Consider the following 27,000-nt stretch of genomic DNA (forward strand, 5'->3'; position numbering starts at 1 on the left):
TCTTTTCGAGCGCGCGCTCGAAACACAGGGCCGTCATGCCCTGGCGTACGGGGAGTGCTCCCGGCCGTGGTCCAGGTGCGGCAAACTCCTGCACTATGGGATGTGCACGTTGTCATAGGCACATTCCGCCGCCGCAGACCGGGAGTTGTCCACATGGCAGAGAGGGTGCTCGTGCGCTGTCCGGCCTGCGACCGTGAGCACACGTACACCGCGCCCACCTTCCCGTGCGCGTGCGGTGCGCCGCTCGCGCTCCCGGTGCTGTCCGGGGGCGCGCCCGAGCAGATCGGGCACAAGACGTGGGACGACTCGTGGGTACGGCTGCGGTGTCCCGACTGCGGCCGGGCCGACGAGTGGCCGAAGCCGGAGTTCGACTGTGCCTGCGGCGCCCTGATCCGGCTGCCGGTGGCGGGCGAGGCCGCGCAGGAGGCCGGGGCCATGCCCGCGGGGGCGCGTCAGGCGGATTCGCCGCCCGAGCCCACCGGGCAGGTTCCGCCGCCGCCGACGGACCGGCCGCCCTTCCGGCCGGTCACGATCAGGACCGGCAGGGACGCGCTGACCGCCGCCGCGCAGTTCCTGAAGTGGCTGGGCTTCGGCGGGATACGGCTGGCCGGGGACCGTACGGCCAACGGCATCGACCTGCGCGGGGACGGGCTGGTCGCCCAGGTCGACCCGACCACGCAGCCCACCGCGGCCCGTGATGTGGAGTGCCTCTGGCTGAACTGCGCCAACGAGGACGCGGTGGGGGCCTTCTTCTCACTGGCCGGTTACGCGCACGACGCGCGGCTGCGCGCCGACCAGCTCGGCGTACCGCTGTTCGTGATGGATCTGACCGGCACCCCGCAGCCGGTGAACGACGCGGCGGAGGAGTTGATCAGGACGGGCCCCGGCATCTCCGGCTGACCCGTCCCCCCTTTCCGGCACCCCCGGCTGACCCACGCCCTTCACGGCGCCCCGAGGCGCCCGGCAGCGCGAATTCCCGCGCGCCGGGCGCCTTTTCGCTGCCCGGGACGCCTCTTGACGCGCGCACTGGCACGGCTTACGTTCATTCCATATCGCAGAACTACTTTTCCACATAGCGGAAAGCGTGGAGGAAAGTAGTCGCCGACAGAAGCAGGAGAGGGACCTCATGCCTCGTATGACCGCCGCCCGCGCGGCCGTGGAGATCCTCAAGCTGGAGGGCGTCGACGTCGCCTTCGGCGTGCCCGGGGCCGCGATCAACCCCTTCTACGCGGCGCTCAAGGCGTCCGGCGGCATCCGCCACACGCTGGCCAGGCACGTCGAGGGCGCCTCGCACATGGCCGAGGGCTACACCCGCACCAGCCCCGGCAACATCGGGGTGTGCGTCGGCACCTCGGGCCCCGCGGGCACCGACATGATCACCGGCCTGTACTCGGCGACCGGCGACTCCGTCCCGATCCTGTGCATCACCGGCCAGGCCCCGACCTCCGTGATCCACAAGGAGGACTTCCAGGCCGTCGACATCGCCTCGATCGCCGCGCCGGTCACCAAGGCGGCGACCACCGTGCTGGAGGCCGCGCAGGTCCCCGGCGTCTTCCAGCAGGCGTTCCACCTGATGCGCTCGGGCCGTCCGGGACCCGTGCTGATCGACCTGCCGATCGACGTCCAGCTCACCGAGATCGAGTTCGACCCGGAGACGTACCAGCCGCTGCCGGTCTACAAGCCCGCCGCGTCCCGCGCCCAGATCGAGAAGGCGCTCGCGATGCTGCTGGCCTCGCGGCGCCCGCTGATCGTCGCGGGCGGCGGCATCCTCAACGCCGACGCCAGCGACCTGCTGGTCGAATTCGCCGAGCTGACCGGCACCCCCGTCATCCCGACCCTGATGGGCTGGGGCGCCATCCCCGACGACCACGAGCTGAACGCGGGCATGGTCGGCCTCCAGACCTCGCACCGGTACGGCAACGCCACGTTCCTGGAGTCGGACTTCGTCCTCGGCATCGGCAACCGCTGGGCCAACCGCCACACCGGCTACAAGCTCGACGTCTACACCGCGGGCCGCACCTTCGTGCACGTCGACATCGAGCCCACCCAGATCGGCAAGATCTTCGCCCCCGACTACGGCATCGCCTCGGACGCCAAGGCCGCGCTCGCGCTCTTCGTCGAGGTCGCCCGCGAGCTGAAGGCCGAGGGCAGGCTGCCCGACCGCCGCGCCTGGATCGACTCCACGCTGGAGCGCAAGGCGACCTTGCAGCGGCGTACGCACTTCGACGACATCCCGATCAAGCCGCAGCGCGTCTACGAGGAGATGAACCGGGCCTTCGGCCCCGAGACGCGATACGTCACCACCATCGGCCTCTCGCAGATCGCGGGCGCGCAGATGCTGCACGTCTACCGCCCCCGGCACTGGATCAACTGCGGCCAGGCGGGCCCGCTGGGCTGGACCATCCCGGCCGCCCTCGGTGTCGCCACCGCGGACCCGGACGCGCAGGTCGTCGCCTTGTCCGGCGACTACGACTTCCAGTTCATGCTGGAGGAGCTGGCGGTCGGCGCGCAGCACCGGATCCCGTATGTGCACGTGCTGGTGAACAACTCGTACCTGGGGCTGATCCGGCAGGCGCAGATCGGTCTCGACATCGATTTCCAGGTCAATCTGGAGTTCGAGAACGTCAACTCGCCCGAGCTGGGCGTCTACGGCGTCGACCACGTCAAGGTGGTCGAGGGCCTGGGCTGCAAGGCGATCCGGGTCACCGACCCGGCCGAGCTGGGCGCGGCGTTCGAGCAGGCCAAGAAGCTGGCGGCCGAGTACCGGGTGCCGGTGGTGGTCGAGGCGATCCTGGAGCGGATCACCAACATCTCGATGAGCACGACGGCCGACATCAGCAATGTCGTGGAATTCGAGGAGCTGGCCACCGAGCCGGGCCACGCGCCCACGGCGGTCATGCCGCTGCGGGTCTGAGCTCCACGGGCCCGCCGGGTCTCAGCTCCACGGGCCGGCGGTCCGAGCCGTCACGGCCCGGCCGTCACGCGGCTTCGGGCCCGCCGGTCACGCTCCTTCGGGCTTGAAGTCCTCCCGCAGCTCCACCTTGCGGATCTTGCCGCTGACCGTCATCGGGAAGGCGTCCATGATCCGCAGGTGACGCGGCACCTTGAAGTGCGCGAGCCGGTCGGCGCAGAAGTCCTTGATCTCGGCGAGGGTCGGCGGGTCGGCCGGGTCGCGCGGGATCACGCAGGCCAGGATCTCCTCGCCGTACCGCTCGTCGGGCACCCCGACCACCTGCACGTCGGAGATCTTCGGGTGGGTGTACAGGAACTCCTCGATCTCCCGCGGGTATACGTTCTCCCCGCCGCGGATGATCATGTCCTTGATCCGGCCGACGATGGCGAGATAGCCGTCGTCCCGCATCGTCGCGAGGTCGCCGGTGTGCATCCAGCGCCCGGCGTCCACCGCCTCGGCCGTGCGCTCCGGCTCCTCCCAGTAACCGAGCATCACCGAGTAACCGCGGGTGCACAGTTCGCCGGGCTCGCCGCGCGGCACGGTGACACCGCTGACCGGGTCGACGACCTTCACCTCAAGGTGCGGCAGGACCCGGCCGACGGTGGCGGTGCGGTGTTCGAGGGCGTCGTCCATCCGGGTCTGGGTGGAGACCGGCGAGGTCTCGGTCATCCCGTAGCAGATGGACACCTCGGCCATGTGCATCTCGGCCATCACCCGCTTCATCACCTCGACCGGGCACGGCGATCCGGCCATGATGCCGGTCCGCAGCGACGACAGGTCGTAGTCGGCGAAGTCGGGCAGTCCCAGCTCGGCTATGAACATCGTGGGGACGCCGTAGAGCGAGGTGCAGCGCTCCTCCTGGACGGCGCGCAGGGTCGCGGCCGGGTCGAAGGAGGGGGCCGGGATGACGATGCACGCGCTGTGCGTGGTGATGCCGAGGTTGCCCATCACCATGCCGAAGCAGTGGTAGAAGGGCACCGGCAGACAGACCCGGTCCTCCTGCGTGTAGCCGACCGTCTCGCCCACGAAATAGCCGTTGTTGAGGATGTTGTGGTGCGAGAGCGTGGCACCCTTGGGGAAGCCCGTGGTGCCCGAGGTGTACTGGATGTTGATCGGGTCGTCGCAGCTCAACGTGGCCTCGACGGCGGCGACTTGATCCTCGGACACACCGTCTGCGGCGGCCAGCAGGGCGTCCCAGGTCGGGTCGCCGATGAAGACGACCTCGCGCAGCAGCGGACAGTTGGCGCGCACCTCGCCGACCATCCCGCGGTAGTCGCTGGTCTTGTGGCCGGTGGAGGAGATCAGCACCTCGATGCCGGACTGCCGCAGGACGTAGTCGAGTTCGTGCACGCGGTAGGCCGGGTTGATGTTGACCATGACCGCGCCGATCCGCGCGGTGGCGTACTGCACCAGCACCCACTCGGGGCAGTTGACCGCCCAGATGCCGACGCGGTCGCCCTTGATCACCCCGCGGCCGAGCAGTCCGCGCGCCAACCGGTCGACGTCCGCGCCGAATTGGGCGTACGTCCAGCGCCGCCCGCTCGCCACGTCCACCAGGGCCTCGCGTGCGGGGTGCGCGGCGATCGCCCTGTCGAGATTGCGCCCGATGGTGTCCCCGAGCAACGGCGTCTCCCCTGTCCCGTGCGCGTAGGAGGGCTCGGCGCTCCGGGCCGCCGGGCCGCCCGCCGCGCTCACTTGTAGTCCTCCTCGTGGAATTCGCCGCTCCCGTCGTGCATCGTGCGTTCGCGCAGCTCGATGCGGCGGATCTTGCCGGAGACGGTCTTGGGGAGGTCGGCGAACTCCAGCCGCCTGATGCGCTTGTACGGGGCGAGGACGGCCCGCGAGTGCGCGAAGATCGCCTTGGCGGTCTCTCCGTCCGGGGCCCAGCCCTCGGCGAGGACGACGTACGCCTTCGGTACGGCCAGCCGCAGTTCGTCGGGCGCGGGCACGACCGCCGCCTCGGCGACCGCCTCGTGTTCGAGCAGCGCGCTCTCCAGCTCGAAGGGCGAGATCTTGTAGTCGGACGCCTTGAAGACGTCGTCGGCGCGGCCGATGTACGTGATGTAGCCGTCGGCGTCGCGCGAGCCGATGTCGCCGGTGCGGTAGAAGCCGCCGCCCATCGCCTCGGCGGTCAGCTCGGGCTCGCCCGCGTACCCGGTCATCAGGCCGACCGGCCGGCCCTGGCGCAGGTCGAGGCAGATCTCGCCCTCGTCGCCGGGCTCGCCGGTCACCGGGTCGACGAGCGCGACCGTGTAGCCGGGCGTCGGCCGTCCCATGGAGCCGGCCTTGACCAGTTGGCCCGGGCTGTTGGCGACCTGCACGGCGGTCTCGGTCTGCCCGAAGCCGTCCCTGATCAGCACGCCCCACAACCGCCGTACGTGCTCGATGACCTCGGGGTTCAGCGGTTCACCGGCCGCGACCGCCTCGCGTGGCGGGGTGCCGAGCGCGCTGAGGTCGGCCTGGATCAGCATCCGCCAGACCGTGGGCGGGGCGCAGAAACTGGTCACCCTGGCGCGTGCCATCTCGGCCATCAGCCGGGCGGCGTCGAAGCGCGTGTAGTTGTGCACGAAGACGGTCGCCTCGGCGTTCCACGGCGCGAACAGACTCGACCAGGCGTGCTTGGCCCATCCGGGTGACGAGATGTTGAGGTGGACGTCGCCGGGCCGCAGCCCGATCCAGTACATCGTGGCGAGGTGGCCGACCGGGTACGAGAGGTGGCTGTGCTCGACCAGCTTGGGCTTGGCGGTGGTGCCCGAGGTGAAGTAGAGCATCAGCGGGTCGCCCGAGGGGGTCGGTCCTTCGGGTACGAAGCCGGGGTCCGCCGCGTACGCGTCCTCGTAGGGGAGCCAGCCGTCGAGGGCGCCGCCGACCGCGATCCGCGTGTAGCCGCCGGGGACTTCGGCGAATTTCCCGGTGTCCGCGGCGCGTACGACGACGTGCCGGGCGGCGCCGCGGTCGATACGGTCGCGCAGGTCGGCGGGGCCGAGCAGCGGGGTGGCGGGGATGACGACGGCCCGCAGCTTCATGGCGGCGAGCGCGGTCTCCCACTGCTCCGCCTGGTTACCGAGCATCACCAGGACCCGGTCGCCCGCGCGGACGCCTCGCGCCCGCAGCCAGTTGGCCACCTTCGCGGACCGCTCGGCCATCTCCGCGAAGGAGATCCTGACCTCGGTGCCGTCCTCCTCGACGATCCACAGCGCGGTGCGGTCGTTGCCCTTCGCGATGGCGTCGAACCAGTCCAGCGCCCAGTTGAATTCCTCGGGCTCCGGCCACCGGAAGCCCTCGCGGGCCGCCTGGTAGTCCTCACGGTGCCGCAGCAGGAAGTCACGGGCGGCCCGGAAAGCACCGGTCGCGTCCGTTGCCGCCATCTGTCCTCCTCATCGATGGACCCCTCGGTAGCATCGTGCGGTAGTGACCTGGGTCTCACTACCCCCGGACGGGGGTGAGAGCCGGTGTCCGATTCCGTCCGGCCGGGAGTCACGGGCTCCTGGCCGGGGTGGACGGTCGGGGGCGAGGAGGTGGATCGGGTGGACGGTCAGCGGGGCGAGGCGGTCGAGGTACGGGCCGCGTTGCTGCGAATGCGCAGGTCGGGGCTGTTGCCTGTGGCCTTCGGCGGGCTGGTGACCGGCGCCGCGGGCCAGGCGGGCGGCTACGGCGCCCGGCAGTTCCGTATCTCCGAGATGTCCGGTACCGACACCGAGTCGCTGCGGGGCCTCGCCATCACCACCGGCAACGGTCTGGGCGGCAAGGCCCTCGCCACGGTCCGGCCCTGCTCGGTCACCGACTACGGCTCGTCCCGCGTGATCAGCCACGAGTACGACCCGCCCGTCGCCGCCGAGGGGCTGCGCTCGGTGCTCGCGGTGCCCGTCGTCGTCCGCCGCCGGGTGCGCGGGGTGCTGTACGGCGCGCTGCGGCAGCCGTATGCCTTGGGCGACCGTCCGCTGTCCGTCGCCCTCGACGCGGTCCGCGAACTGGAGCAGGCGCTGGCCGTACGGGACGAGGCCCAGCGGCTGCTCTCCTTCTGCCAGCAGCCGTTGACCGCCGACCCCCGGGCCTGGGAGCAGGTGCGCGAGGCGCATCTCGAACTGCGCGCGCTGGCCACGCGCATCCCCGATGTGCGGCTGCGGCAGGAACTGCTGTCCGCCTGCGCCCGGTTGGCCTCGGCCGCGGTCCCTTCCGGCGCGGCGTCGCGGGTCCCGCGCCCCGCGCCGCTGACCCCGCGCGAGCTGGACGTGCTGGCCTCGGTGGCCTCGGGCGCCACCAACGCGGCGGCCGCCGCGCGGCTGCGGCTGCGGCCCGAGACGGTGAAGAGCTATCTGCGGTCCGCGATGCGGAAGCTGGGTGCCCACACGCGTCTTGAGGCCGTGGTCGCGGCGCGCCGCGAGGGCCTGCTGCCCTGACCTCGGGCGGATGAACGGCGGCGTTATTGGGGAGCCTCGGCCGGGGGCCCGCGGTTACGCTCGTCGGACCGGCGGCGCGCCGACGGCGCGCCGACGGCGCGGACGGCGGGAGTCGAGGCGTGGAGGGGGACGGGATGTCGGTCGACCGGTTGGCCGGGTTCGCGGCGATGTCGTTGGTGCTGGTGCTGATTCCGGGTCCGAGCGTGCTGTTCGTGCTCGGCCGGGCGCTCGCCCATGGGCGGCGGACCGCGCTGGGCAGTGTGCTGGGGAACGCCACGGGCGCGTATGTGCTGGTGACGGCGGTGTCGGTGGGGCTCGGGGAGATCGTCGCGCGGTCGGTGACGGTGTTCGTGGCGCTGAAGCTGGCGGGCGCCGCGTATCTGGTCTATCTGGGGGTGAAGGCGTTCCGGCAGCGGGGGGCGCTGTCGGCGGCGATGAGCGCGGACGAACCGGCCGGGGCCGCCCGGGGGGATCTCCGTACGCTCTGGGAGGGGTTCGTGGTCGGCGTGACGAATCCGAAGACGATGGTGTTCTTCGCGGCCGTGCTGCCGCAGTTCGTCGACCGGGGCGCGGGGCACGTACACGAGCAAATGCTGCTGCTCGGGCTGGTGTTCACGGTGATCGCGCTGATCTGCGACAGCGTCTGGGCGCTGACCGCGTCGGCGGCCCGTACCTGGTTCGCCCGCTCGCCGCGGCGGCTGGCGGCGGTCGGCGGCACCGGGGGTCTGGCGATGATCGGCCTGGGCGTGACGGTCGCGGTCACGGGGCGCGCCGACCAGTAGCACGGAGGCCGCGGCGCGCCGGATATGACATGTACGCGCGCAGTGGACCAGCGCCCTCACCCCTCCCGCCCGGCCGTCGCGCCTGGTGGGACGGGTACATCGGGCGATGTGATCAGAGGCACAGGGCACGCGGCAACGAAACGTTTGCGTTTCGATAGGTCGGGTCGTACCGTCGTTGGAGTACGAAACCGTTTCGTTCATGCAGCGGTTCCGGTCGGTTCCTGCCCGTCCCGTTCCTCCTCAGGAGTCCCGCCTCATGTCATCCCAGTCCACCGCCGACGCGCACGTCGGCGACTCCGCCGCGGCCTCAGGGCCCCTCGGCGCGGGCCCCACGGGCCCGGTGCAGAAGACCGAGAAGGCGAACCACCGCTGGTGGGTGCTGAGCGTCATCGCGCTCGCCCAGCTCATGGTCGTCCTCGACGCCACCATCGTGAACATCGCCCTGCCGTCCGCCCAGAACGCCCTCGGGTTCAGCGACGGAAACCGGCAGTGGATCGTCACCGCGTACTCCCTCGCCTTCGGCTCCCTGCTGCTGCTCGGCGGACGCCTGGCCGACCTCATCGGCCGCAAGATCGTCTTCCTGATCGGCGTCGTCGGCTTCGCGGGCGCCTCCGCCCTCGCCGGCGCCGCGCAGAACTTCGAGGTGCTGGTCACCGGCCGCGCCCTCCAGGGCCTGTTCGGCGCCCTGCTCGCGCCGGCCGCGCTGTCGCTGCTCAACACGACCTTCACCGACGCCAAGGAACGCGCCAAGGCGTTCGGCATCTACGGCGCCATCGCGGGCGCGGGCGGCGGTGTGGGCCTGCTGCTCGGCGGTGTGCTCACCGAGCACCTGAGCTGGCGCTGGACGCTGTACGTGAACCTGATCTTCGCCGTCCTCGCCTTCGTCGGCGGCATGGCCTTCCTGCGCAAGGGCGCTCCCGCCGACCGCCCCAAGCTCGACGTCCCCGGCACGGTCATGGTCGTCGCGGGTCTGTTCGGCCTGGTCTACGGCTTCTCGAACGCCGAGACCCACCACTGGGGCTCCCCGATGACCTGGGGCTTCCTGGTCGCGGGCGGCGTGCTGGTCGGCGCCTTCGCCTGGTGGCAGACCAGGGCCGCGCACCCGCTGCTGCCGCTGCGCGTCCTGCTCGACCGTGACCGCGGCGCGTCCTTCATCATGCTGGCGATCTCCGGCGCCGGGATGTTCGGCGTCTTCCTCTTCCTGACCTACTTCCTCCAGGCGTCGCTGCACTACACGCCGGTCAAGACCGGTCTGGCGTTCCTGCCGATGATCGGCGCGCTGATGGTCTCCGCGCAGATCGCCACCAACAACCTGATGCCGCGGTTCGGGCCCCGCCCGATCGTCCCGCTCGGCATGGCGATGGCCGGTGCCGGTATGGCCTGGCTGACCGTCCTCGACCTCAACAGCACCTACGCGGCGCACGTCCTGCCGCAGTTGCTCGTCATCGGCTTCGGTATCGGCCTGGCCCTGCCGCCCGCCATGAGCGTGGCCACCGCGGGGATCGCCGCCGACGACGCGGGTGTGGCCTCCGCGGCCGTCAACACCATGCAGCAGGTGGGCGGTTCCATCGGTACGGCGCTGCTCAACACGCTGGCCGCCAGCGCCGCGACGAGCTACCTGTCCAGCCACAAGCCGTCCCCGGCCGTGGCCGCGCAGGCCCAACTCCACAGCTACTCCACCGCCTACTGGTGGTCGGCGGGCCTCTTCGCCGTCGGCTTCGTCCTCGCCGCCCTCATGTACCGCAGCGGCCGTCCCAGCCAGGGCGACACCACCGTCCAGGCCGTCCACATGTAGGCAAGCCTCCGGGCTCCCCAAGCCCCCCGGCCCCACAGTGAGCGGTAGTGGGCCGGGGTCAAGGGGACCGGGCCGCCGGGTCATCGTGGGGACGGGACACCCGGCGCCCCCGGCCCCCCGACCGGCCGCCCGGCCCGTGCGCCGCCCCCGTGCGCACAGGCCGGGCGGCCGGTCTCTCTTTTCCCGCACCCTGTCCGACGGGTAGGGTGCGGCGCATGATCCTCCCCCACCGTGTCTAGGCAGCGGTAAGCGCCCACAGACGACCGGCCCCGCCCTGACGGCGGGTTGACGGCGCTGCGCGGCATACGCGAAACCGCCCGCCTTCCCCCGGAAACCCGAGGATCACCACCATGTCCGCGCCTGTCCAGGCTGCGTCCTACGCTGCCGTCTTCCGCCTTCCCCATGCCCGCCGCACCTTCGGTGCGGCCCTTTTCGGACGCCTCGGCTACGGCGTCGTCTCGCTCTCCCTCGTCCTGTCCCTGACCTCCGCCACCGGGTCGCTGTCGCGCGGCGGGCTGCTGGCCACGCTCTTCGCGACCGTGTCCGTCCTGCTCGGCCCCGCACGGGCCGCGCTCGTGGACCGCTGGGGCGCCAGGCGGGGCCTGACCACGCTGGCGCTGCCGTTCGCCACGACCCTGTTCGTCCTGGCCGCGGCCGTACGGGAGCCCGGTGCGCCGCTGTGGGCGTTCGCCGGGCTCAGCGGCGCGGCGGGGGCGCTGTGTCCGCCGCTCGGGCCGACGATGCGCGCACTGTGGGACGCGCTGACGCCCGACGAGGCGCTGCTGCAAAGGGCGTTCAGCGTCGACACGGTCGCGGAGGAGCTGATCTTCCTCAGCGGGCCGCTGCTCGTGGTGGCCGTGCACCCGGTGAACGGCCTGGTGCTCTCCGGCGCCCTGATCGGCTGCGGCACGCTCGCGATGGTCACCTCCCCCGCCGCCCGGCTGCTGCCGCCGCGCCACAAGTCGACCGCTTCGGCGGCCGAGCGGCTGCGGCTGTTCGGCGAGAAGGGCGGCGGTGTCCGCAGGGCCGCGTACGCCGCCGCCGGGATCGGCTGCTGCCTCGGCTGCGTGGAGCTGTTCGTGATCGCCTTCGCCGACCGGCACCACCACCCCTCGGCGGTCGGCTGGATCCTCGCCGCGCAGTCGGCGGGCAGCGCGCTCGGCGGCCTGCTGTACGGCCGGATCTCCTGGCGGCTGCCCGCCGCCGCCCGGCTCCCCGGCCTGCTCCTCGTCCTGGCCGCGCTCGTCTCGGTCACGGCCGCCGCCCCCGTACTCACGGTGTTCGGCCTGTGCGTCGCCGCCGCGGGCACCTTGACGGCGCCGATCCTCTCGACCGCCTATCTCGCGGCGGCGGGCGCGGCGCCCGACGGCGCCACCACCCGCGCCACCACCTGGGTCAACTCGGCCGTCAACGCCGGGTCTTCGGCCGGTGGCGCCCTGGCCGCGCTGCTGGTCGCCGGCGTGCCGCTGACGCTCTGCTTCCTCCTGGCTGCGGTCCCGCCGCTGCTGGCGGCCGTCGCGATCGGCTGGGCGCGGCGGACGAAGGGCGGGGCCGAGGGCCCCGTGCTCGCGAAGGAGGGCGGAGGCGTCTGAGCGCCCGGCCGCGGGGCGGCGGGCGGGCCCTCAGAGCTTGGGGGCCGCCCGGTTGAGACGCGTGGCCAGGCCCTCGTAGTGGACGACCAGACCGTCGGCGTCCACGTCGATCTCGCTGCGGTACGTGCCGGAGGCGTAGCCGAGCCGTGCCCCTGACATCAGCGGGGTCAGGTGGGTGTAGCCCTGGATGGAGGGGCGGACGGCGAGGGTCGGGACGGGGACGAAGGCCATCAGAAAGTCCTGATGGCCTTCGTCGCGGTGGAGTTGGTGCCGCAGCACCGGCATCGTGTTGGTGAGCGGCGACATGCCGAGGTCGCAGTCGAGGGCGCCGTCGAGCGCGAGGACGACCTGCCCGTTGGCCGTCCAGCGGCTGCGCTCGTCCCGGCGCAGTTCGAGGTCGTAGGTGCCGTCGACGGTGTGCGAGGTGACGTGCAGCCGCCGGGTCACGTACCCGGCGTCGGTGTCCAACTCATAGCTCAGCCAGTACGGTTCGGGCTTCAGTCCGACCGCGCGGCCGTGCGCGCGCAGCCGTCCGGCGGCCAGTTCGACCCACGCGGTCTCGTATCCGCCGGTCTCCTCGACCTGCCAGGTGAGTACGGTGTTCGGCGCTGTCATGGCGCAAACGTAACGTTCGCCCCGGATCGGACGCCATATGCGTGTCGAGGACAAATGGAGGACGGCGGTCCGGGCCGTGACCGGCGGACGCGTCACTCGATCGGCGGGTGCCGGGCGCGGGGCGGGCGGGCGGCCGAAGCGACGCGCGGGCCCGGTCGGCGCGGTGTCCACGCCTCGACCTCGCCGAATGCGCGTCCGGCGGCCGGGTTACGGTGGCTGCATGCACGTGAGCCAGCACGACGGACCCGGTGACCGGACTCCCGAAGGACAGCCCCACGAGCAGACGATCCCTGCGACGGCCCGCGAGACACCCCTCGGGCCGGTCTCGCCGACCGCGGAATCCGTGCCCGTACCGGAAGGGCCGCTGTATGTGCCGGTGCGACAGGGGCCTGCGGGCTATGTCGTACGGCTGTGGCGTACGCCCGTCGGCAGCAGGACGGCGGTCGCCTTCACCAGTGACCAGCGGCTGCGCTCGGTGCTGGGGCCGACCCAGCCGTGGATCAAGCTCTCGGAGAGCGCGCTCCGCGCGATGGCCGAGCCGCTGGGCGCCCGCCATCTGACCGTCGACCCGCTGTTGACCGCCCGCCCCCCGGCTTCCTGGACCGATCCGGCGGCGGGCCGCCCCTGCCCGCGGCGCGGCACCGACGGCGTCGCGGCGGGCGCCGCCGAGGAGGACGAGGGCGGCGACGGCATACGCCAGCAACCGGCGGGCCTGGCACCGTAGTTCGCCGTTCGAGACGCTCTGGGACGTCACGGGCGCCGCGGCGTCCCTCCGCGGGTACACCCCCCGGCCTCAGCCCGCGGGCTGCACCTCCCCCACCATCTGCGCCGTCACGTCCCCGCGCCCCGCGAGGTCGCCCGGCGGGATGCCCGGGTGGTGCCGGTCGGCGGACTGCGCGGTCGCGGGCGCGGCGTCGCCGAGGGCCAGCCGGGAGACGATCCGGTAGCGGTCGCCGCGGTAGACGGAGTGGACGTACTCCACCGGGCGGCCGGTGGCGTCCTTGGTGAGCCGTTCGAAGAGCAGCGCCGGTGACAGGACGGGCACGCCGATCAGCCGGGCCTCCTCGTCGTTGGTCACGGTGGGCTCGATGGACTGGACGGCCTCGTGGACGTGGACGCCGTGCCGGGCGCGCAGGAAGTCGTAGAAGTCGCCGGACTCCATGTCCGCCGCGTGCAGGCCGGGCACGAGGTCGGCCGGGACGTGCAGGTATTCGATGGCCATCGGCTCGTCGTCGACCAGCCGGAGCCGGGCGATGTAGGTGATCTCGGCGGCCGGGGAGATGTGCAGCTTGCGGCCGACGCGGGCGCCCGCCCGCACGGTGGTGAACTCCAGGACGCGGCTGGCCCAGGTGCCGGACGCCTGCGGGAGGCGGTGCGCCTGGCCGTCGAGCGCCAGCTCCTGGGTGATCTTGGCGCGGGCGACGAACATGCCGCGGCCGTGTTCGCGGAGCAGCAGTCCCGTGGTGACCAGTTCGTCCACGGCGGAGCGGAGCGTGGGGCGGGAGACGCCGAGCTGCTCGCACAGGGTGCGCTCCGACGGGATCGGGTCGCCGGGGGCGCGCGACTCGACCAGTTCCATCAGGTAGTCGCGGACCCGTTCGCGTTTCAGCGCCGAGCGCGGCGGCTCGCTGGCCATGGGGTGCACCTTCCTGCCGCCGACGGGTCACCGGTGTGCCGCCGTCGTGCGGGTGAGTTCGTATGACGTGCTGCTGAGTTCGGGGGACGTGCCGGTGGGTTCATGCGACGTGCTGGTGAGTTCGGGGGACGTGCCGGTGCGTTCATGTGACGTGCTGGTGAGCTGAGGTTATCCAGATGCTGACCAGTATGCCAGCACTCCTTGCCACCTGGCTTTCGGGGGCCTCATTCGCATACGGCCTGCGTGTGGCGGGTGCGCGGCGGGCGGCGGTTCGGCGGTCGACGGGTGCGCGAACTCTTGACGCGCTCAGTGGTCTATGCCATTTTCACTGACCAGCACCAGACCAGTTGGCAAGTGGTAAGTCCTGTTCGCTCCCTGCCCGAGGTGACATCCCCGTGAGATCCAGACTCGTTCCCGGCGCCGCGGCGCTCGTCCTCGCCGTCGCCGCGCTCTCCGCGTGCGGCTCCTCCTCCGGATCCGGCGGCTCCGGCGGCTCCGGCGACACCGGCGGTTCCGCCAAGACGCCGGCCCCCGCCAAGCTCACCGTGTGGATCATGCGCGGCAGCATGTCCGACGGTTTCCTCAGCCGCTTCAGGTCCGACTTCGAGGCCGGGCACAAGGGCACCACCCTGGACATCCAGATCCAGGAGTGGGACGGCATAGGCCAGAAGATCACCAGCGCGCTGGCCAGCAACGACGCGCCCGACGTGATGGAGGTCGGCAACACGCAGGTCGCGCAGTACGCGGCGAGCGGCGGCGTCAAGGACCTCACCGACAAGGTGACCGACCTCCAGGGCGCCGACTGGATTCCCGGCCTCGCCGACCCCGGCAAGATCGACGGCAAGCAGTTCGGCATCCCCTGGTACGCGGCCAACCGCGTCGTGATCTACAACAAGGACCTCTTCTCGAAGGCGGGCATCGCCGCGCCGCCCAAGACCCGCGACGAGTGGATCCAGGACACCACCAAGCTCAACACCGGTGGCAACGACGGCATTTACCTGCCGGGCCAGACCTGGTACGCGCTGGCCGGATTCATCTGGGACGAGGGCGGCGACCTGGCGGTCCAGGACGGCGACAACTGGAAGGGCGCGCTGGACACCCCGCAGGCCAAGGCGGGCATGGAGTTCTACAAGCGGCTCCAGGCGCTCGGCAAGGGCCCGAAGGACTCCGACGAGGCCAAGCCGCTCCAGGCCGACGTCTTCGCCAAGGGCAAGAGCGCGCAGATCATCTCGGTGCCCGGCGGCGCCGACGCCATCGTCAAGGCCAATCCGGCGATGAAGGACAAGATCGGCTTCTTCCCGATCCCCGGCAAGACCGCCGACAAGCCGGGCGCGGTCTTCACCGGCGGCTCCGACCTGGTGATCCCCGAGGCGTCCCGGCACCAGGCGCTCGCCTACGAGGTGGTCAAGGCGCTCGCGGGCGCCAAGTGGCAGACGGACATGGCCAAGGAGATGAGCTACGTGCCCAACCGCACCTCGCTCGCGGGGGTGTTGGCGGGCAACGAGGGCGCCTCGGTGATGGCGGTCGGCGCGGCCAACGGCCATGCCACGCCCAACTCGCCCAACTGGGCGGCGGTCGAGGCCAACAACCCGATCAAGCAGTACATGACGCAGGTGCTCACCGGCAGCGACCCGGACGCGGCGGGCAAGACGGCCTCGGCGGCCGTCACCAAGGCCCTCAACACCGCCTCCTGACCGGCCACGCCCCGCCCGCTCCCCATCTGATCCGCGTCCGCCCGACAGCGTCCGATCAGCGTCCCGAGGAGAACCGCCGTGCTCACCGCTCCCAACGCCGCCTCACGGCCGGCCGTCGCGGATCCGCCACCGCCACCCCGCGAACGCCGGCGCCGCCGCCGCCCGCTCGCCGCGGTCTGGCCGTATCTGCTGGTCGCCCCCACCGTGGTGGGCACGGCCTTCCTGCTGGTCTACCCGCTGGTCAGAAACACCGTCATGTCGTTCCAGCACTTCGGCCTCGGCGAGCTGATCCGCGGCGGCGCCACCTGGGTCGGCTTCGCCAACTACCGTACGGTGCTGGATGATCCGGAGTTCTGGACGGTGGTCCGCCGCACCCTGTGGTGGACCGGGCTGAACGTCGTGCTGATCATGGTGCTCGGCACGCTGGTCTCGCTGATGCTCGTCAAGCTCGGCAAGCGGATGCGGCTCGCGGTGATGAGCGGTCTGGTCCTGGCCTGGGCCACTCCGGTGATCGCGGCCACCACGATCTTCCAGTGGCTGTTCCAGTCCCGTTTCGGAGTGGTCAACTGGCTACTGGTAAAGCTGGGCTTCGAGTCGTACCGGGACTACACCTGGTTCGCGCACGGCGGCTCGACCTTCGCGATCCTGGTGACCCTGGTGGTCTGGCAGTCCGTGCCGTTCGCCGCGCTGACCCTCTACGGCGGCCTGACCACGATCCCGGCGGAGTTGTACGAGTCGGCCAGGATCGACGGCGCGGGCGCCTGGCAGACCTTCCGGCTGGTCACCTTCCCCATGCTGCGCCCGCTGTTCGCGCTGATCACCTCCCTTGAGGTGATCTGGTGCTTCAAGTGCTTCGCCCAGATCTGGGTGATCAGCGAGGGCGGTCCCAACGGGGCGACCACCACGCTGCCGGTCTACGCCTTCCAGATCGCGCAGTCCCTGCACAAGTACGACCTCGGGTCCGCGGTCTCCACGCTGACCGTCCTGATCCTGCTCGGCGTGCTGGTCTTCAACCTGCGCCGGATGTTCCGTGAGGAGGGCGCGCAGTGACCACATTCACCGCGACTGGTAAGGCCCCGCGCGCGGGCGGCGCGGGCCGTCGGAACCGGCCGGGCCGCGGGTCCCTGCGGCGGCTGCCGCTCAATCTGGCCGCGCTGTTCACGCTGGCGGTCGCCGCCTTCCCCGTCTACTGGATGGTGATCACGGCCTTCAAGCCGACCACCGCCATCCAGGCCGACACCCCGTCCTTCCTGCCGCTGCACCCCACCTTCGCGCACTTCCGCACGGCCATGCACGCCGACGGCTTCGGCACCTTCTGGCGCAACAGCCTGACCGTGACGCTCGGCGCGGTGCTGATGTCACTGGTGGTGGCGTTGCTGGCGGCCTTCGCGGTCGGCCGGATGCGCTGGCGCGGCCGGCGGGCCTTCATCCTGCTGGTCTTCACCGCGCAGATGGCACCGTGGGAGGCGCTGCTGATCCCGATGTACGTGATCGCGCGGGACACCGACATGCTCGACAAGCTGTCGATGCTGACGCTGGTCTACTTCATGACGACGCTGCCGTTCACGATCGTGACGCTGCGCGGCTTCCTCGCGGCGATCCCGGTGGAGCTGGAGGAGGCCGCCCAAGTGGACGGCTGCACAAGGCCGCAGGCGTTCCGCCGGGTCACCTTCCCGCTGCTCGCGCCCGGCCTGCTGTCCACGTCGCTGTTCGGCTTCATCACGGCGTGGAACGAGTTCGCCTTCGCCAACACGCTGATCATCAAGAACCAGGACGCCCGCACGCTGCCGGTCTGGCTCTCCTCGTTCAGCAATGTCTTCGGTACCGACTGGGGCGCCACGATGGCCGCCTCCTCGCTGTTCATGCTGCCCGTGCTGCTGGTCTTCCTCGTCCTGCAGAACCGGGTCACCACCGGAATGACCGCCGGCGCCGTGAAGGGCTGACCTCGCGACCGCTGTCCGCGCCCCCTGCCCGCGACCGCTCCCCACGCCCGCTCCCGGGTCACCTCGCTCGACGCCGTCGACCGCCGACCCCCGCCGCCCCCACTGGAGCCGCTGTGATCATTCCGCACCCCTCCCATCTCGCCCGTATCCCCGGCCACTTCACCTTCGAAGAGACCACGTCCGTACGGGCGAGCGACGGCGCCCAGGGCGCGGCGGACCTGCTGCGTACGCTGCTCGCGCCCGCCACCGGGCTGCCGCTGCGGCCCTCCCCCACCGGCCGGGTGGTGCTCGCGCTCGACCCCGAACTCGGCGGTCTCGGCGCGGAGGGCTACGGCCTGACCGTCGGGCCCGACGCGGTGCTGCTGCGGGCGGCCAGGCCGGCCGGGCTGCTGCACGGTGTGCAGACGATCCGTCAACTGCTGCCCGCGCAGGCCCTGTCGGAGCGCCCGGCGAGCGGGGTCGCCTGGCGCATGCCGTGCGTGCAGGTCACCGACGTGCCGAGGTTCGGCTGGCGCGGCATGATGCTGGACGTCGCCCGGCACTTCCAGCCGGTGTCGTTCCTGCGGCGCTTCGTGGACCTGCTGGCGTTCCACAAGCTGAACGTGCTGCATCTGCACCTGACCGACGACCAGGGCTGGCGGATGCCGGTCGCCGCCTACCCCCGGCTCACCGAGGTCGGCGGGGCCAGGTCCCGCTCGATGATCGGGCGTTCGGGCAGCGGCCGGTTCGACGACCTGCCGCACGCGGGGGCGTACACCACCGCAGAACTGCGGTCGCTGGTCGCCTACGCGGCCGAGCGCGGCGTCACGGTGGTGCCGGAGATCGAGATGCCGGGGCACACCCGCGCGGCGCTGGCGGCCTATCCGCACCTGGGGAACGTGCCGGGGCGCGAGCTGGACGTGTGGACCGAGTGGGGTGTGTGCCGCACCATCCTCGGCGTCCACGACGAGGTGCTGGACTTCTGCCGCAGCGTGCTCGGCGAGGTGCTCGACGTGTTCCCCTCCTCGTACGTGCACATCGGCGGCGACGAGTGCCCGGTCACCGAGTGGGAGGAGAGCCCGGCGGCGCGGCGGCGCGCGGCGGAGCTGGGCCTGGCCGCGCCCAAGGACCTGCGCGGCTGGTTTCTCGGGCGGATCGGCGATTTCCTGATCGAGGCGGGACGGCGTCCGCTGTGCTGGGCGGAGGACTCGGGCACGCTGCCGCCGGAGTTCACCGTGATGCCGTGGCGCGACACCGCCCACGGGCTGGCCGCCGCCCGGCGCGGCCATGACGTGATCATGGCGCCGCACCGCTCCACGTATCTGGACTACCCGCAGACCGAACAGCCGGGTGAACCGCTCGGCCAGGCGGGCGGAGTCGTCGACCTGCGGGCCGTGCACGGCGGCGAGACCGTACCCGCCGACTGGGAACCGGCCGCGGCGGCGCGGGTGTTGGGCACGCAGGCGCAACTCTGGAGCGAATTCGTGCCGACCGCTGAGCACGCCGAGTACCTGGCCTTCCCCCGGCTGTGCGCGCTCGCCGACCGCGCCTGGAATCCGGCGGGCGACTGGTCGACGGACTTCCTGCCCGCCCTGCTCCGGCACGAGGACCGGCTGGCGGCGCTGGGTATCGCCCACCGGACGATCCCGCACCCCGCGGTCCCGCCGCACGCCCCCCGAGCCACCTCCCGCACCACCTCTCCCCGGACCATCTCCCAGTAGTCCCGCACCATCACCCCCCTCTGGAAAGGGATCACCGTGTCAGGAAAGTTCCGCATGTCGACCCGCGTCCGTACGGCGATGGCCGTCTGTACGGCGGCCGGTCTCGCCTGCGCCGCGCTCACCGCGATGCCCGCCTCGGCGGCGCAGGACTCGCTGAGCGCGCAGTACCGCACCAGCGCCTCCGGCGCCACCGCCGACCAGTCGGAGCCGTGGCTGGAGGTCACCAACACCGGCAGCACCACGGTGCCGTTGAACACCGTCACCGTGCGGTACTACTTCAAGTCCGATGGCCCGAACGTCAGTTACCGCTTCGCGTGCTCGTGGGCGGTCAAGGGCTGCGGCAACATCACCGGCACCTTCGGGACGCTGGCCAATCCGACGGCCACCGCGGACCGCTACCTGGAGATCGGCTTCACCTCGGGCGCGGGTTCGCTGACGCCGGGTCAGAACACCGGTGACATGCAACTGCGTTTCTACCGCGCCGACTGGCAGACCCTCACGCAGTCCGACGACTACTCCTTCAACGGCTCGCAGACGGCGTACGCGAACTGGAACAAGGTCACGGTGCAGAAGAGCGGCGCCGTGGTCTGGGGCACCGCGCCCGCGGGCAACGACCCGACCAACCCGCCCACCACTCCCCCGACCACCCCGCCGACCGGCAACCCGACCGGTCCCGCGATGTTCGACGACTTCAACTACACCTCCAGCTCCGACCCGGCCGTGCAGCAGCACGGCTGGACGGTCAAGTCCGGTCAGGGCGGCCCCGGTGTGGCCGGCGCCACCTGGTCGCCGCAGGACGTGACCTTCGTCGCCGACGGCGCGAGCAACAAGGTGATGAATCTGCGGCTCACCACCGACGGCACCGCGGCGGGCACCAAGGAGACCGAACTCCAGACCACCGCAAGGAAGTTCAAGAACGGCACCTACGCGGCCCGGGTCAAGTTCAACGACACACCGACCGGCGGCCCCGACGGCGACCACGTCAACCAGACCTTCTTCACCTTCACGCCGCTCAACGCGCCGATGGACCCGGACTACAGCGAGCAGGACTTCGAGTACCTGCCCAACGGCGGCTGGGGCGAGACGCAGAACATCATGTACGAGACGTCCTGGGAGACCTACAACCCGGACCCGTGGAACGCGGTCAACACCCACGGCCAGCAGTACGGCAGCCTCGACGGCTGGCACAACCTCCAGATCACCATCGACAACACGAACATCACCTACTACATCGACGGCAACCAGGTCGCGCAGCACGGCGAGCCGTACCTGCCCGAGACGCCGCAGTGGATCGACTTCAACCACTGGCTGATCGACCTCGCGGGCCAGACGAGCAACACCCCGCGCTCGTACAACCAGCAGGTCGACTACGTGTACTTCCTCAAGGACCAGGTGCTGACGCCCGCCCAGGTGCAGACCCAGGTCGCGGCCTACCGCACGGCGGGCACCACCTTCACGGACACCGTGCCGTCCTCCTGATCCGGTGGCGCGGCCGGGCCCCCGGACCGGGGGCCCGGCCCGCCGTCCGGTCGCCGGCCCCCCGGACCTCCCCGCGCGGGAAGTCCGGGGGGCCGGCGGGTTTCTGTTATCCCCCTGGTCGTGGCAGCGTCTCCTGTCCGAGGGCAGATACGTGTCACCCGGCCGGAGTCCGGGCCAGGACGGAGTGTGAGCAGCATGCGCGCAGGCGACCGGGTCGGTCCCGACCCCGCGTTGGTGAGTGCCGCGCGGGCGGGCGACCAGGCGGCACTCGACCGGCTGGTCGCGGAGTGCCTGCCGCTGGTCTACAACATCGTCGGGCGCGCCCTTGACGGGCACGACGACGTGGACGACGTGGTGCAGGAGACGCTGCTGCGGGTGGTCCGCGGCCTGTCCGACCTCCGCGACCCGGCGGCGTTCCGCTCCTGGCTGGTGGCCATCGCGGTCCGCCAGGTGCGCGACCGCGAGCAGGCCCGCAAGGCGGCGTGGCACCAGCAGACCGCTTTGGACGCGGCGGAGCTGATACCGGACCCGGCCTCGGACTTCGCCGCCGTGACGATCCTGCGACTCGGGCTGACCGACCAGCGCCGGGAGATCGCGGAGGCCACCCGCTGGCTGGACCGCGACGACCGTACGCTGCTCGCGCTGTGGTGGCTGGAGGAGACCGGCGACCTCGGCCGCTCGGAGCTGGCCGACGCCCTGGGCCTGACCCGGCAGCACGCCGCGGTGAAGGTCCAGCGGATGAAGGAACAGCTCGAAACCTCGCGCACGGTGGTGCGCGCGCTCGGCGACGCGGGCGGCTGCGCGGGTCTCACCCATGTGACCGGCGGCTGGGACGGTGTGCCGAGCCCGCTGTGGCGCAAGCGCTTCGCCCGGCACATCCGCGGCTGCCCGGACTGCGGGCAGCGCGGCCGGACGCTGTTGCCGATGGACCGGCTGCTCAGCGGGCTGCCGCTGCTGCCGGTGCCGCTCGGGATGCCGTTCGGCGCGCCCTTCGGCGGGCACGCCCCGGCGGCGCCCCCGCACACCGGCCCTGCGGGCCCGCCGCCCGCGCACTCCCCGATACCCCCCTCCCAGGCCGCTCCCCAATCGGCGGCCCCGCGCACCGCTCCGCGACACCGCCCCCCACGGCGGAGCGGTGCGCCCCGGGGAATCCGCGGCAGGCTGCTGCACGGTCCGCTGAGCGTCCCGGCCGCCGCGATGGGCGCGGTCGCGGCGGTGGCGGCCGGAGCGCTGCTGGCCGTGCACCTGTCGGCCGACCGGTCCGCCGGCACCCCGGCCGCCGACAGCACGCCGATCCGTCCTTCGGTGACGATCTCGGCGCCCGCCACGACCGCCTCCCCCTCCCCCACGCCGTCCGCGACGAGGACCGGCGCCAAGCCGACGACGAAGCCGCCGCGCAAGCCCACGCCGACGACCCACGCGCCGCCGGCCGCGGCGCCGCCGCCGGTCGCGCCGGTCTCCTCGGTCCGCAAGGGCGTCGGGGTGTGGTCCTTCCCCGGTGTGAACACCGCGCTCGACCGGTCGGGCGCGGGCTGGTACTACACGTGGTCCACGACGCACGGCGGCATCAGCGGACCCGGCTTCGTGCCGATGATCTGGGGCGGTGACAGCGCGAGTCCGACGGCACTGGCGCAGGCGAAGGCGGCGGGTCCGTACCTGCTGGGCTTCAACGAGCCGGACATGGGCGGCCAGGCGAACATGACGGTGGATCAGGCGCTGTCGCTGTGGCCGAAGTTGATGGCGAACGGCAAGGTGCTCGGCAGTCCCGCGGTCGCCTACGGCGGCGACACGGCCGGCGGCTGGCTCGACCGGTTCATGTCGGGGGCTCAACAGCGCGGCTACCGCGTCGACTTCATCGCCCTGCACTGGTACGGCGGGGATTTCACGACGCCGAACGCGGTCTCCCAGCTCAAGTCGTATCTGACGGCGGTCCACAACCGGTACAACAAGCCGATCTGGCTCACCGAATTCGCGCTGATCGACTTCGCCAACGGCGTCCGCTTCCCGACCGACAGCCAGCAGGCCGCCTTCGTGACGGCCGCGACGAAGATGCTCGACGGGCTGCCGTGGCTCCAGCGGTACGCCTGGTTCGGGCTGCCCGCCGACGACAACAAGCCGAGCAGCGGGCTGTTCCACAGCGGTCCGGTGGAGACGGCGGCGGGGCGGGCGTTCGAGGCGGCGCGCTGAGCGGTCGTCAGCGCGCCGCCTCACCCCGCGGGTCGCTCGAACCGCACCTCGGGCGTCCGCGCCCGCGGGTCGGAGGCGGCCAGCAGCCGCAGGCCCTCCGCGTCGAGCGCGTCCCGGTCGGCCGGGCGCAGCGGCGCGAAGGGCGCGACGACGACGGCCGCGGTGTCCTTGGCGCGCTCGAACCGCCAGGTGCCGCCGACGAATCCGTCGACCAGCACCGTGCCGCGGATGATGCCGTTGACGGTCATCACCCGCGGCCGGTGCTCGTCGGCGAGGACGCGGGTGCGGTCGGCGTGCGAGAGCAGCAGATTGTCGAAGTCGGCGACGAAGCGCGCGGAGACCTCGGTGGCGGGGTCGGTGAGTTCCGCGTCCGGCAGGTCGTACAGCTCCTTGCCGTCCTCGGCGGTGTAGGTCCGGCAGTCCAGCGCGGTGAAGACCTTCCTGAGGCCGGTGAGTCCGCACCACTTCTGCATGTCGGCGGGGGTGGCGGGGCCGTACGCGGCCAGGTAGCGGCGGACCAGCGCGGCCGGTTCCGCGGCGGTCGCGGCGGGGTCGGCCATCGGCTGTCCCAGCCAGTCGTCCAGCAGGGCGTAGGCGGGCTGGGCGCTCGCGCCCCACAGCCCGCGCGGCGGCACCTGTGCCAGCGGCGCCCACACCCGTAGCGCGTTGATCAGCGAGGCGGGGTCCGCGTCGGGCCAGCGGGCGCTCAGCGCGGTACGCAACTCGGCCGGTCCCAGGGGCCGTTCGGCCAGCGCCTCGCGGCCGTGGGCGACCAGTTCCGCGCGGTCGACGCCCGCGGCCCCTGCCGCCCACTGCGAGCCGCGAAATCCCCGGTCCAGCATCGGCTGGATCCACGGCCGCAGCCGCAGCGCGTCCGCCGCCGTCACCAGATGCACGGTGCCGCGCATCAAGACGACGCGCACCACCGCGCGTTCGGTGAGCAGCGTGCCCAACTCGTCGAACCGGAAGCCGGTCAGCCGGGTCCACAGGCCCGGATAGGGCGAGGTGGGGTGCTGCGACTGGAGTCCGAGCAGATGGGCGACGGCGTCCTCGGCGGCCGTCCGCCGCCGGTCCAGCAGCAGCTGGCGCGCGAGCAGGGTCCGGTTGAGGGTGCGGCGGTCGAGCGGCTTGGGCATGGCTCCTACGCTAGGGCCCATCGCGGACAGCAACTGTCCGTGACGGCGCCGGTGCGGCGAAGCAAAGTGAAGCCCGGCGAAGCGGGTACGGCGTGCGGTGGGCGGCCCGGTTCTGAGCCCGGCGGCCCACCGCCTGCTGCCTGCCGCCTGCCGCCTGCCGCCTGCCGCCTGCCGCCTGCCGCCTGCCGCCTGCCGCCTGCCGCCTGCCGCCGATCCTGCACGGTCGCGCCCGGAGCGGTCAATGGTCTGGACCAAATACGGTCGGGGTACGGGTCCTACGCGGCCGGGGAGCCCAGGCGGCGGGACGGGGGCTTGGGCTCGTGGTGGATCGGGGTGCGGGCGCCGGTGAGGGGGGCGCCGGAGCCGCCGCGCGAGTGGGCGACGATCTCGGCGGCGATCGACAGGGCGGTCTCCTCGGGCGTGCGGGCGCCGAGGTCGAGGCCGATCGGCGAGTGGAGCCTGGCCAGGTCGAGTTCGGTCACCCCGGTGTCGCGCAGCCGGTCCAGGCGCGCGAGATGGGTGCGGCGCGAGCCCATCGCGCCGATGTAGGCCAGCGGCAGCCGCAGCGCCCGTTCCAGCAGGGGGATGTCGAACTTGGCGTCGTGGGTGAGGACGCAGACCACCGTACGGCCGTCCAGCCGCCGCTGCCGCGCCTCGGCCTCCAGGTAGCGGTGCGGCCAGTCGACGACCACCTCGTCGGCCTCGGGGAAGCGGCGGGCGGTGGCGAAGACCGGCCGCGCGTCGCAGATCGTCACGTGGTAGCCGAGGAACTTGCCCGCCCGTACCAGCGCGGACGTGAAGTCGATCGCCCCGAAGACCAGCATCCGCGGCGGCGGCACGCTGGCCTCGACCAGCAGGGTGAGCGGCGCGCCGCAGCGGCTGCCGTCCGCGCCGATCACGACGGTCCCGGTGCGCCCGGCGGCCAGCAGCGCGCGGGTCTCGGCCGCCGCCGTACGGTCCCGCTCGTCGTCACCGAGCGAGCCCGCGTACGAGCGGTCGGACGCGCTTGCGGACCCACCCCCGGACCCGGCCTCGGACACCAGCAGCGCCCGGCCCAGCAGCTCCGCCGGGCCCGCGACCACGCGGGCCACCGCCGCCGCCTCGCCGGAGACGGCCGCGGCCAGCGCCGCGACGACCTCGGGCCGTACCGCAGGATCGATCCGCTGCACGAAGATGTCGATCTCGCCGCCGCAGGTCAGGCCGACGGCGAAGGCGTCCTCGTCGGAGTAGCCGAAGTGCTGGAGGACCGCAGCCGCGTCGGGGCCCGCGGCCAGCACCTCCTGGCACAGCTCGTAGACCGCGCCTTCCACACACCCGCCGGACACGCTGCCGATGGCGTCGCCGCCGCCGTCGACGGCGAGCGCCGCACCGGGCTGGCGCGGGGCGCTGCCGCCGGTCGCGACGACCGTCGCGACGGCGAACGGACGCCCGAGACCGCACCAGCGGTACAACTCGTCAGCGATGTCCAGCATGGCGTTCCAGCTCCTTCTTCCTACAACTCGCTCTTCCCGGCGGTCACTTGACGCCTAGCCAGCCCTCGATCGGGTGCAGGGCGAAATAGACGACGAAGACGGCCGTGAGAATCCACATGAACACGCCCGGCTCGCGCCACTTGCCCTGCGCGGCCTTGATGGCGGTGTACGAGACGACGCCGGCGCCGACTCCCGCGGTGATGGAGTAGGTGAACGGCATGAGGGCGACGGTCATGAAGACCGGTACGGCCACGGCGCGGTCGGACCAGTCGACGTGCCGGGCGTTGCTCATCATCATCGCGCCGATCACGACGAGCGCGGCGGCGGCGACCTGGCCGGGCACGATCTGGGCCAGCGGGGTGAAGAACAGGCCGAGCGCGAAGAGGACGCCGGTGACGACCGAGGACAGGCCGGTGCGGGCGCCCTCGCCGACGCCGGTCGCGGACTCGATGAAGACGGTCTGCCCCGACGCTCCCGCGACGCCGCCGATCGCGCCGCCCGCGCCGTCGATGAACAGCGCCTTGGACAGGCCCGGCATCCGGCCCTTGTCGTCGGCGAGCCGGGCCTCGGTGCCGACGCCGATGATGGTGGCCATCGCGTCGAAGAACCCGGCGAGCACCAGAGTGAAAACGATGACGCCGACGGTCATACCGCCGATCGAGCCCCAGCCGCCGAACTCGACATGGCCGAAGAGCCCGAAGTCCGGCATCGAGACCGCGCTGCCCTCCAGCTTGGGCGCGCTGCCTCCCCAGTCGGCCGCCGTGAGATTGCCCGCCGCGTTGACGATCACGGACAGGACGGTGCCGGCCACGATGCCGATCAGGATCGCGCCCGGCAGATTCCTGGCCTGGAGCATGAAGATCAGCAGCAGGGTCACGCAGAAGAGCAGCACGGGCCAGCCGCGCAGCTGGCCGCCCGCGCCGAGGGCGACCGGGGCCGTGCCGTGCGGGTCGCCCTTGCCGACGAAACCGGCGTTGACCAGGCCGATCATCGCGATGAACATGCCGATGCCGATGGTGATGCCGTGCTTGAGCGCCAGCGGTATCGCGTTCATGACGATCTCGCGCAGCCCGGTGACCACCAGCAGCACGATGACGCCGCCGTAGATCACGCACATACCCATAGCCTGCGGCCAGGTCATGTTCGGAGCCACTTGGGTGGAGATCACCCCGGCCACGCTCAGCCCCGCCGCGAGCGCCAGCGGCACCTTGCCGACGAAGCCCATCAGCAGGGTGGAGACGGCGGCGGCCAGCGCCGTCGCGGTGATCAGCGCGGCGTGGCTGAGCTTGTGCCCCGCGATGTCGGGTCCCGACAGCAGCAGCGGGTTGAGGAGCAGGATGTAGCACATCGCCATGAAGGTCGTGATGCCGCCGCGGACCTCGCGGGGGATCGACGAGCCTCGGGCCGAGATGTGGAAGTACCGGTCGAGCCAGGATCTCCCGGCGGGCTGTCGCGAGCCTTCGCCCGCGTCCTCCGCCGCCGTCCGCGGCTCTACTGGCGTCTGGGTCATGGTGCCAACTCCCAAGGTTCACAGGGGCACTCGTACGCGGTGTACGGGATTTGGGATCTGCGTGGCCTGCACGACCCGGGGGACGGCCCGAGACGAACAAGAAAGG

General features: G+C 72.0%; 20 protein-coding genes. 13 read left to right on the plus strand and 7 right to left on the minus strand.

All coding sequences use genetic code 11. The annotated features are described in order from the left end of the window. Positions 1-153 precede the first annotated feature (153 nt). Complete coding sequence (locus tag ACFZBB_RS10000) at positions 154-900, plus strand: hypothetical protein (protein WP_391119712.1); 747 nt, start codon at positions 154-156, stop codon at positions 898-900. A gap of 226 nt (positions 901-1,126) precedes the next feature. Beyond that, positions 1,127-2,914: a glyoxylate carboligase gene (gene gcl / locus ACFZBB_RS10005; RefSeq protein WP_391119714.1), complete on the plus strand. Its 1,788-nt coding sequence runs from the start codon at positions 1,127-1,129 to the stop codon at positions 2,912-2,914. An 87-nt stretch (positions 2,915-3,001) separates the two neighbouring features. Here gcl and ACFZBB_RS10010 read toward each other — a convergent pair whose 3' ends face one another. Continuing rightward, a complete protein-coding gene (locus ACFZBB_RS10010; RefSeq protein WP_391119716.1) occupies positions 3,002-4,648 on the minus strand; it encodes an AMP-binding protein in 1,647 nt (548 codons plus the stop codon). Beyond that, entirely contained in the window at positions 4,645-6,321 is a 1,677-nt protein-coding gene (locus ACFZBB_RS10015) for an AMP-binding protein (protein WP_391119718.1), read from the minus strand. The genes ACFZBB_RS10010 and ACFZBB_RS10015 overlap by 4 nt, the downstream gene beginning before the upstream one ends. 210 nt (positions 6,322-6,531) lie before the next feature. Here ACFZBB_RS10015 and ACFZBB_RS10020 point away from each other — a divergent pair, with 210 nt between their 5' ends. The 4 genes from ACFZBB_RS10020 to ACFZBB_RS10035 all read left to right on the plus strand — a co-directional run bounded on the left by ACFZBB_RS10020 (position 6,532) and on the right by ACFZBB_RS10035 (position 11,522). Beyond that, positions 6,532-7,353, plus strand: coding sequence for a LuxR C-terminal-related transcriptional regulator (locus ACFZBB_RS10020; protein ID WP_391120134.1), 822 nt, complete (start codon positions 6,532-6,534; stop codon positions 7,351-7,353). 134 nt (positions 7,354-7,487) lie between these two features. After that, positions 7,488-8,135: a LysE family transporter gene (locus ACFZBB_RS10025; RefSeq protein ID WP_391049584.1), complete on the plus strand. Its 648-nt coding sequence runs from the start codon at positions 7,488-7,490 to the stop codon at positions 8,133-8,135. Between the two features lie 256 nt (positions 8,136-8,391). Next, a complete protein-coding gene (locus ACFZBB_RS10030; RefSeq protein ID WP_355338913.1) occupies positions 8,392-9,930 on the plus strand; it encodes a DHA2 family efflux MFS transporter permease subunit in 1,539 nt (512 codons plus the stop codon). Positions 9,931-10,280: 350 nt separating this feature from the next. Further along, on the plus strand, positions 10,281-11,522 hold the full coding sequence (locus ACFZBB_RS10035; RefSeq protein ID WP_391119720.1) for an MFS transporter: 1,242 nt from the start codon (positions 10,281-10,283) through the stop codon (positions 11,520-11,522). A gap of 30 nt (positions 11,523-11,552) precedes the next feature. On the opposite strand, the gene ACFZBB_RS10040 is transcribed toward ACFZBB_RS10035, so the two are convergent. Beyond that, positions 11,553-12,137, minus strand: coding sequence for a putative glycolipid-binding domain-containing protein (locus ACFZBB_RS10040; RefSeq protein ID WP_391119723.1), 585 nt, complete (start codon positions 12,135-12,137; stop codon positions 11,553-11,555). 220 nt (positions 12,138-12,357) lie between these two features. Between ACFZBB_RS10040 and ACFZBB_RS10045 the strand changes: the two genes are divergently transcribed. After that, positions 12,358-12,861, plus strand: coding sequence for an SAV_915 family protein (locus ACFZBB_RS10045; RefSeq protein ID WP_391119725.1), 504 nt, complete (start codon positions 12,358-12,360; stop codon positions 12,859-12,861). A gap of 69 nt (positions 12,862-12,930) precedes the next feature. On the opposite strand, the gene ACFZBB_RS10050 is transcribed toward ACFZBB_RS10045, so the two are convergent. Further along, positions 12,931-13,773, minus strand: a complete 843-nt coding sequence (locus tag ACFZBB_RS10050; protein WP_391119728.1) for a UTRA domain-containing protein — start codon at positions 13,771-13,773, stop codon at positions 12,931-12,933. Positions 13,774-14,168: 395 nt separating this feature from the next. Here ACFZBB_RS10050 and ACFZBB_RS10055 point away from each other — a divergent pair, with 395 nt between their 5' ends. The 6 genes from ACFZBB_RS10055 (at position 14,169) to ACFZBB_RS10080 (ending at position 22,776) form a co-directional block, all read left to right on the plus strand. Next, complete coding sequence (locus ACFZBB_RS10055) at positions 14,169-15,467, plus strand: extracellular solute-binding protein (protein ID WP_391119730.1); 1,299 nt, start codon at positions 14,169-14,171, stop codon at positions 15,465-15,467. 54 nt (positions 15,468-15,521) lie between these two features. Then, positions 15,522-16,517 (plus strand): ABC transporter permease subunit, encoded by a 996-nt coding sequence (locus tag ACFZBB_RS10060; protein WP_391120136.1) that lies wholly within the window; start codon positions 15,522-15,524, stop codon positions 16,515-16,517. Positions 16,518-16,660: 143 nt separating this feature from the next. Continuing rightward, complete coding sequence (locus ACFZBB_RS10065) at positions 16,661-17,410, plus strand: carbohydrate ABC transporter permease (protein ID WP_355339482.1); 750 nt, start codon at positions 16,661-16,663, stop codon at positions 17,408-17,410. A 113-nt stretch (positions 17,411-17,523) separates the two neighbouring features. Then, on the plus strand, positions 17,524-19,110 hold the full coding sequence (locus tag ACFZBB_RS10070) for a family 20 glycosylhydrolase (RefSeq protein WP_391119732.1): 1,587 nt from the start codon (positions 17,524-17,526) through the stop codon (positions 19,108-19,110). 54 nt (positions 19,111-19,164) lie between these two features. Next, on the plus strand, positions 19,165-20,589 hold the full coding sequence (locus tag ACFZBB_RS10075; protein WP_391119734.1) for a cellulose binding domain-containing protein: 1,425 nt from the start codon (positions 19,165-19,167) through the stop codon (positions 20,587-20,589). Positions 20,590-20,784: 195 nt separating this feature from the next. Then, positions 20,785-22,776 carry a sigma-70 family RNA polymerase sigma factor gene (locus ACFZBB_RS10080; RefSeq protein ID WP_391119736.1) on the plus strand — a complete coding sequence of 664 codons (1,992 nt, stop codon included), beginning with the start codon at positions 20,785-20,787 and terminating at the stop codon, positions 22,774-22,776. Positions 22,777-22,796: 20 nt separating this feature from the next. Here ACFZBB_RS10080 and ACFZBB_RS10085 read toward each other — a convergent pair whose 3' ends face one another. The 3 genes from ACFZBB_RS10085 to ACFZBB_RS10095 form a co-directional block, all read right to left on the minus strand. Continuing rightward, positions 22,797-23,912 (minus strand): DNA glycosylase AlkZ-like family protein, encoded by a 1,116-nt coding sequence (locus tag ACFZBB_RS10085; protein ID WP_391119738.1) that lies wholly within the window; start codon positions 23,910-23,912, stop codon positions 22,797-22,799. A gap of 275 nt (positions 23,913-24,187) precedes the next feature. After that, positions 24,188-25,384, minus strand: a complete 1,197-nt coding sequence (locus tag ACFZBB_RS10090) for an XdhC family protein (RefSeq protein WP_391119740.1) — start codon at positions 25,382-25,384, stop codon at positions 24,188-24,190. A gap of 43 nt (positions 25,385-25,427) precedes the next feature. Further along, positions 25,428-26,894: a solute carrier family 23 protein gene (locus ACFZBB_RS10095; RefSeq protein WP_391119742.1), complete on the minus strand. Its 1,467-nt coding sequence runs from the start codon at positions 26,892-26,894 to the stop codon at positions 25,428-25,430. Positions 26,895-27,000: the final 106 nt, after the last annotated feature.

This window comes from Streptomyces sp. NPDC008139, from assembly GCF_042957025.1.
Taxonomy (GTDB): Bacteria; Actinomycetota; Actinomycetes; order Streptomycetales; family Streptomycetaceae; genus Actinacidiphila.

Excerpts from the sequence above, each read along its gene's own strand:
- ACFZBB_RS10075 (WP_391119734.1), top strand. The coding sequence starts at position 19,165 with ATGTCGACCCGCGTCCGTACGGCGATGGCCGTCTGTACGGCGGCCGGT.
- ACFZBB_RS10020 (WP_391120134.1), top strand. The coding sequence starts at position 6,532 with ATGCGCAGGTCGGGGCTGTTGCCTGTGGCCTTCGGCGGGCTGGTGACC.
- ACFZBB_RS10085 (WP_391119738.1), bottom strand. The coding sequence starts at position 23,912 with ATGCCCAAGCCGCTCGACCGCCGCACCCTCAACCGGACCCTGCTCGCG.
- ACFZBB_RS10015 (WP_391119718.1), bottom strand. The coding sequence starts at position 6,321 with ATGGCGGCAACGGACGCGACCGGTGCTTTCCGGGCCGCCCGTGACTTC.
- ACFZBB_RS10095 (WP_391119742.1), bottom strand. The coding sequence starts at position 26,894 with ATGACCCAGACGCCAGTAGAGCCGCGGACGGCGGCGGAGGACGCGGGC.
- ACFZBB_RS10040 (WP_391119723.1), bottom strand. The coding sequence starts at position 12,137 with ATGACAGCGCCGAACACCGTACTCACCTGGCAGGTCGAGGAGACCGGC.
- gcl (WP_391119714.1), top strand. The coding sequence starts at position 1,127 with ATGCCTCGTATGACCGCCGCCCGCGCGGCCGTGGAGATCCTCAAGCTG.
- ACFZBB_RS10025 (WP_391049584.1), top strand. The coding sequence starts at position 7,488 with ATGTCGGTCGACCGGTTGGCCGGGTTCGCGGCGATGTCGTTGGTGCTG.
- ACFZBB_RS10000 (WP_391119712.1), top strand. The coding sequence starts at position 154 with ATGGCAGAGAGGGTGCTCGTGCGCTGTCCGGCCTGCGACCGTGAGCAC.
- ACFZBB_RS10090 (WP_391119740.1), bottom strand. The coding sequence starts at position 25,384 with ATGCTGGACATCGCTGACGAGTTGTACCGCTGGTGCGGTCTCGGGCGT.
- ACFZBB_RS10080 (WP_391119736.1), top strand. The coding sequence starts at position 20,785 with ATGCGCGCAGGCGACCGGGTCGGTCCCGACCCCGCGTTGGTGAGTGCC.
- ACFZBB_RS10035 (WP_391119720.1), top strand. The coding sequence starts at position 10,281 with ATGTCCGCGCCTGTCCAGGCTGCGTCCTACGCTGCCGTCTTCCGCCTT.
- ACFZBB_RS10050 (WP_391119728.1), bottom strand. The coding sequence starts at position 13,773 with ATGGCCAGCGAGCCGCCGCGCTCGGCGCTGAAACGCGAACGGGTCCGC.
- ACFZBB_RS10030 (WP_355338913.1), top strand. The coding sequence starts at position 8,392 with ATGTCATCCCAGTCCACCGCCGACGCGCACGTCGGCGACTCCGCCGCG.
- ACFZBB_RS10065 (WP_355339482.1), top strand. The coding sequence starts at position 16,661 with ATGGTGATCACGGCCTTCAAGCCGACCACCGCCATCCAGGCCGACACC.
- ACFZBB_RS10045 (WP_391119725.1), top strand. The coding sequence starts at position 12,358 with ATGCACGTGAGCCAGCACGACGGACCCGGTGACCGGACTCCCGAAGGA.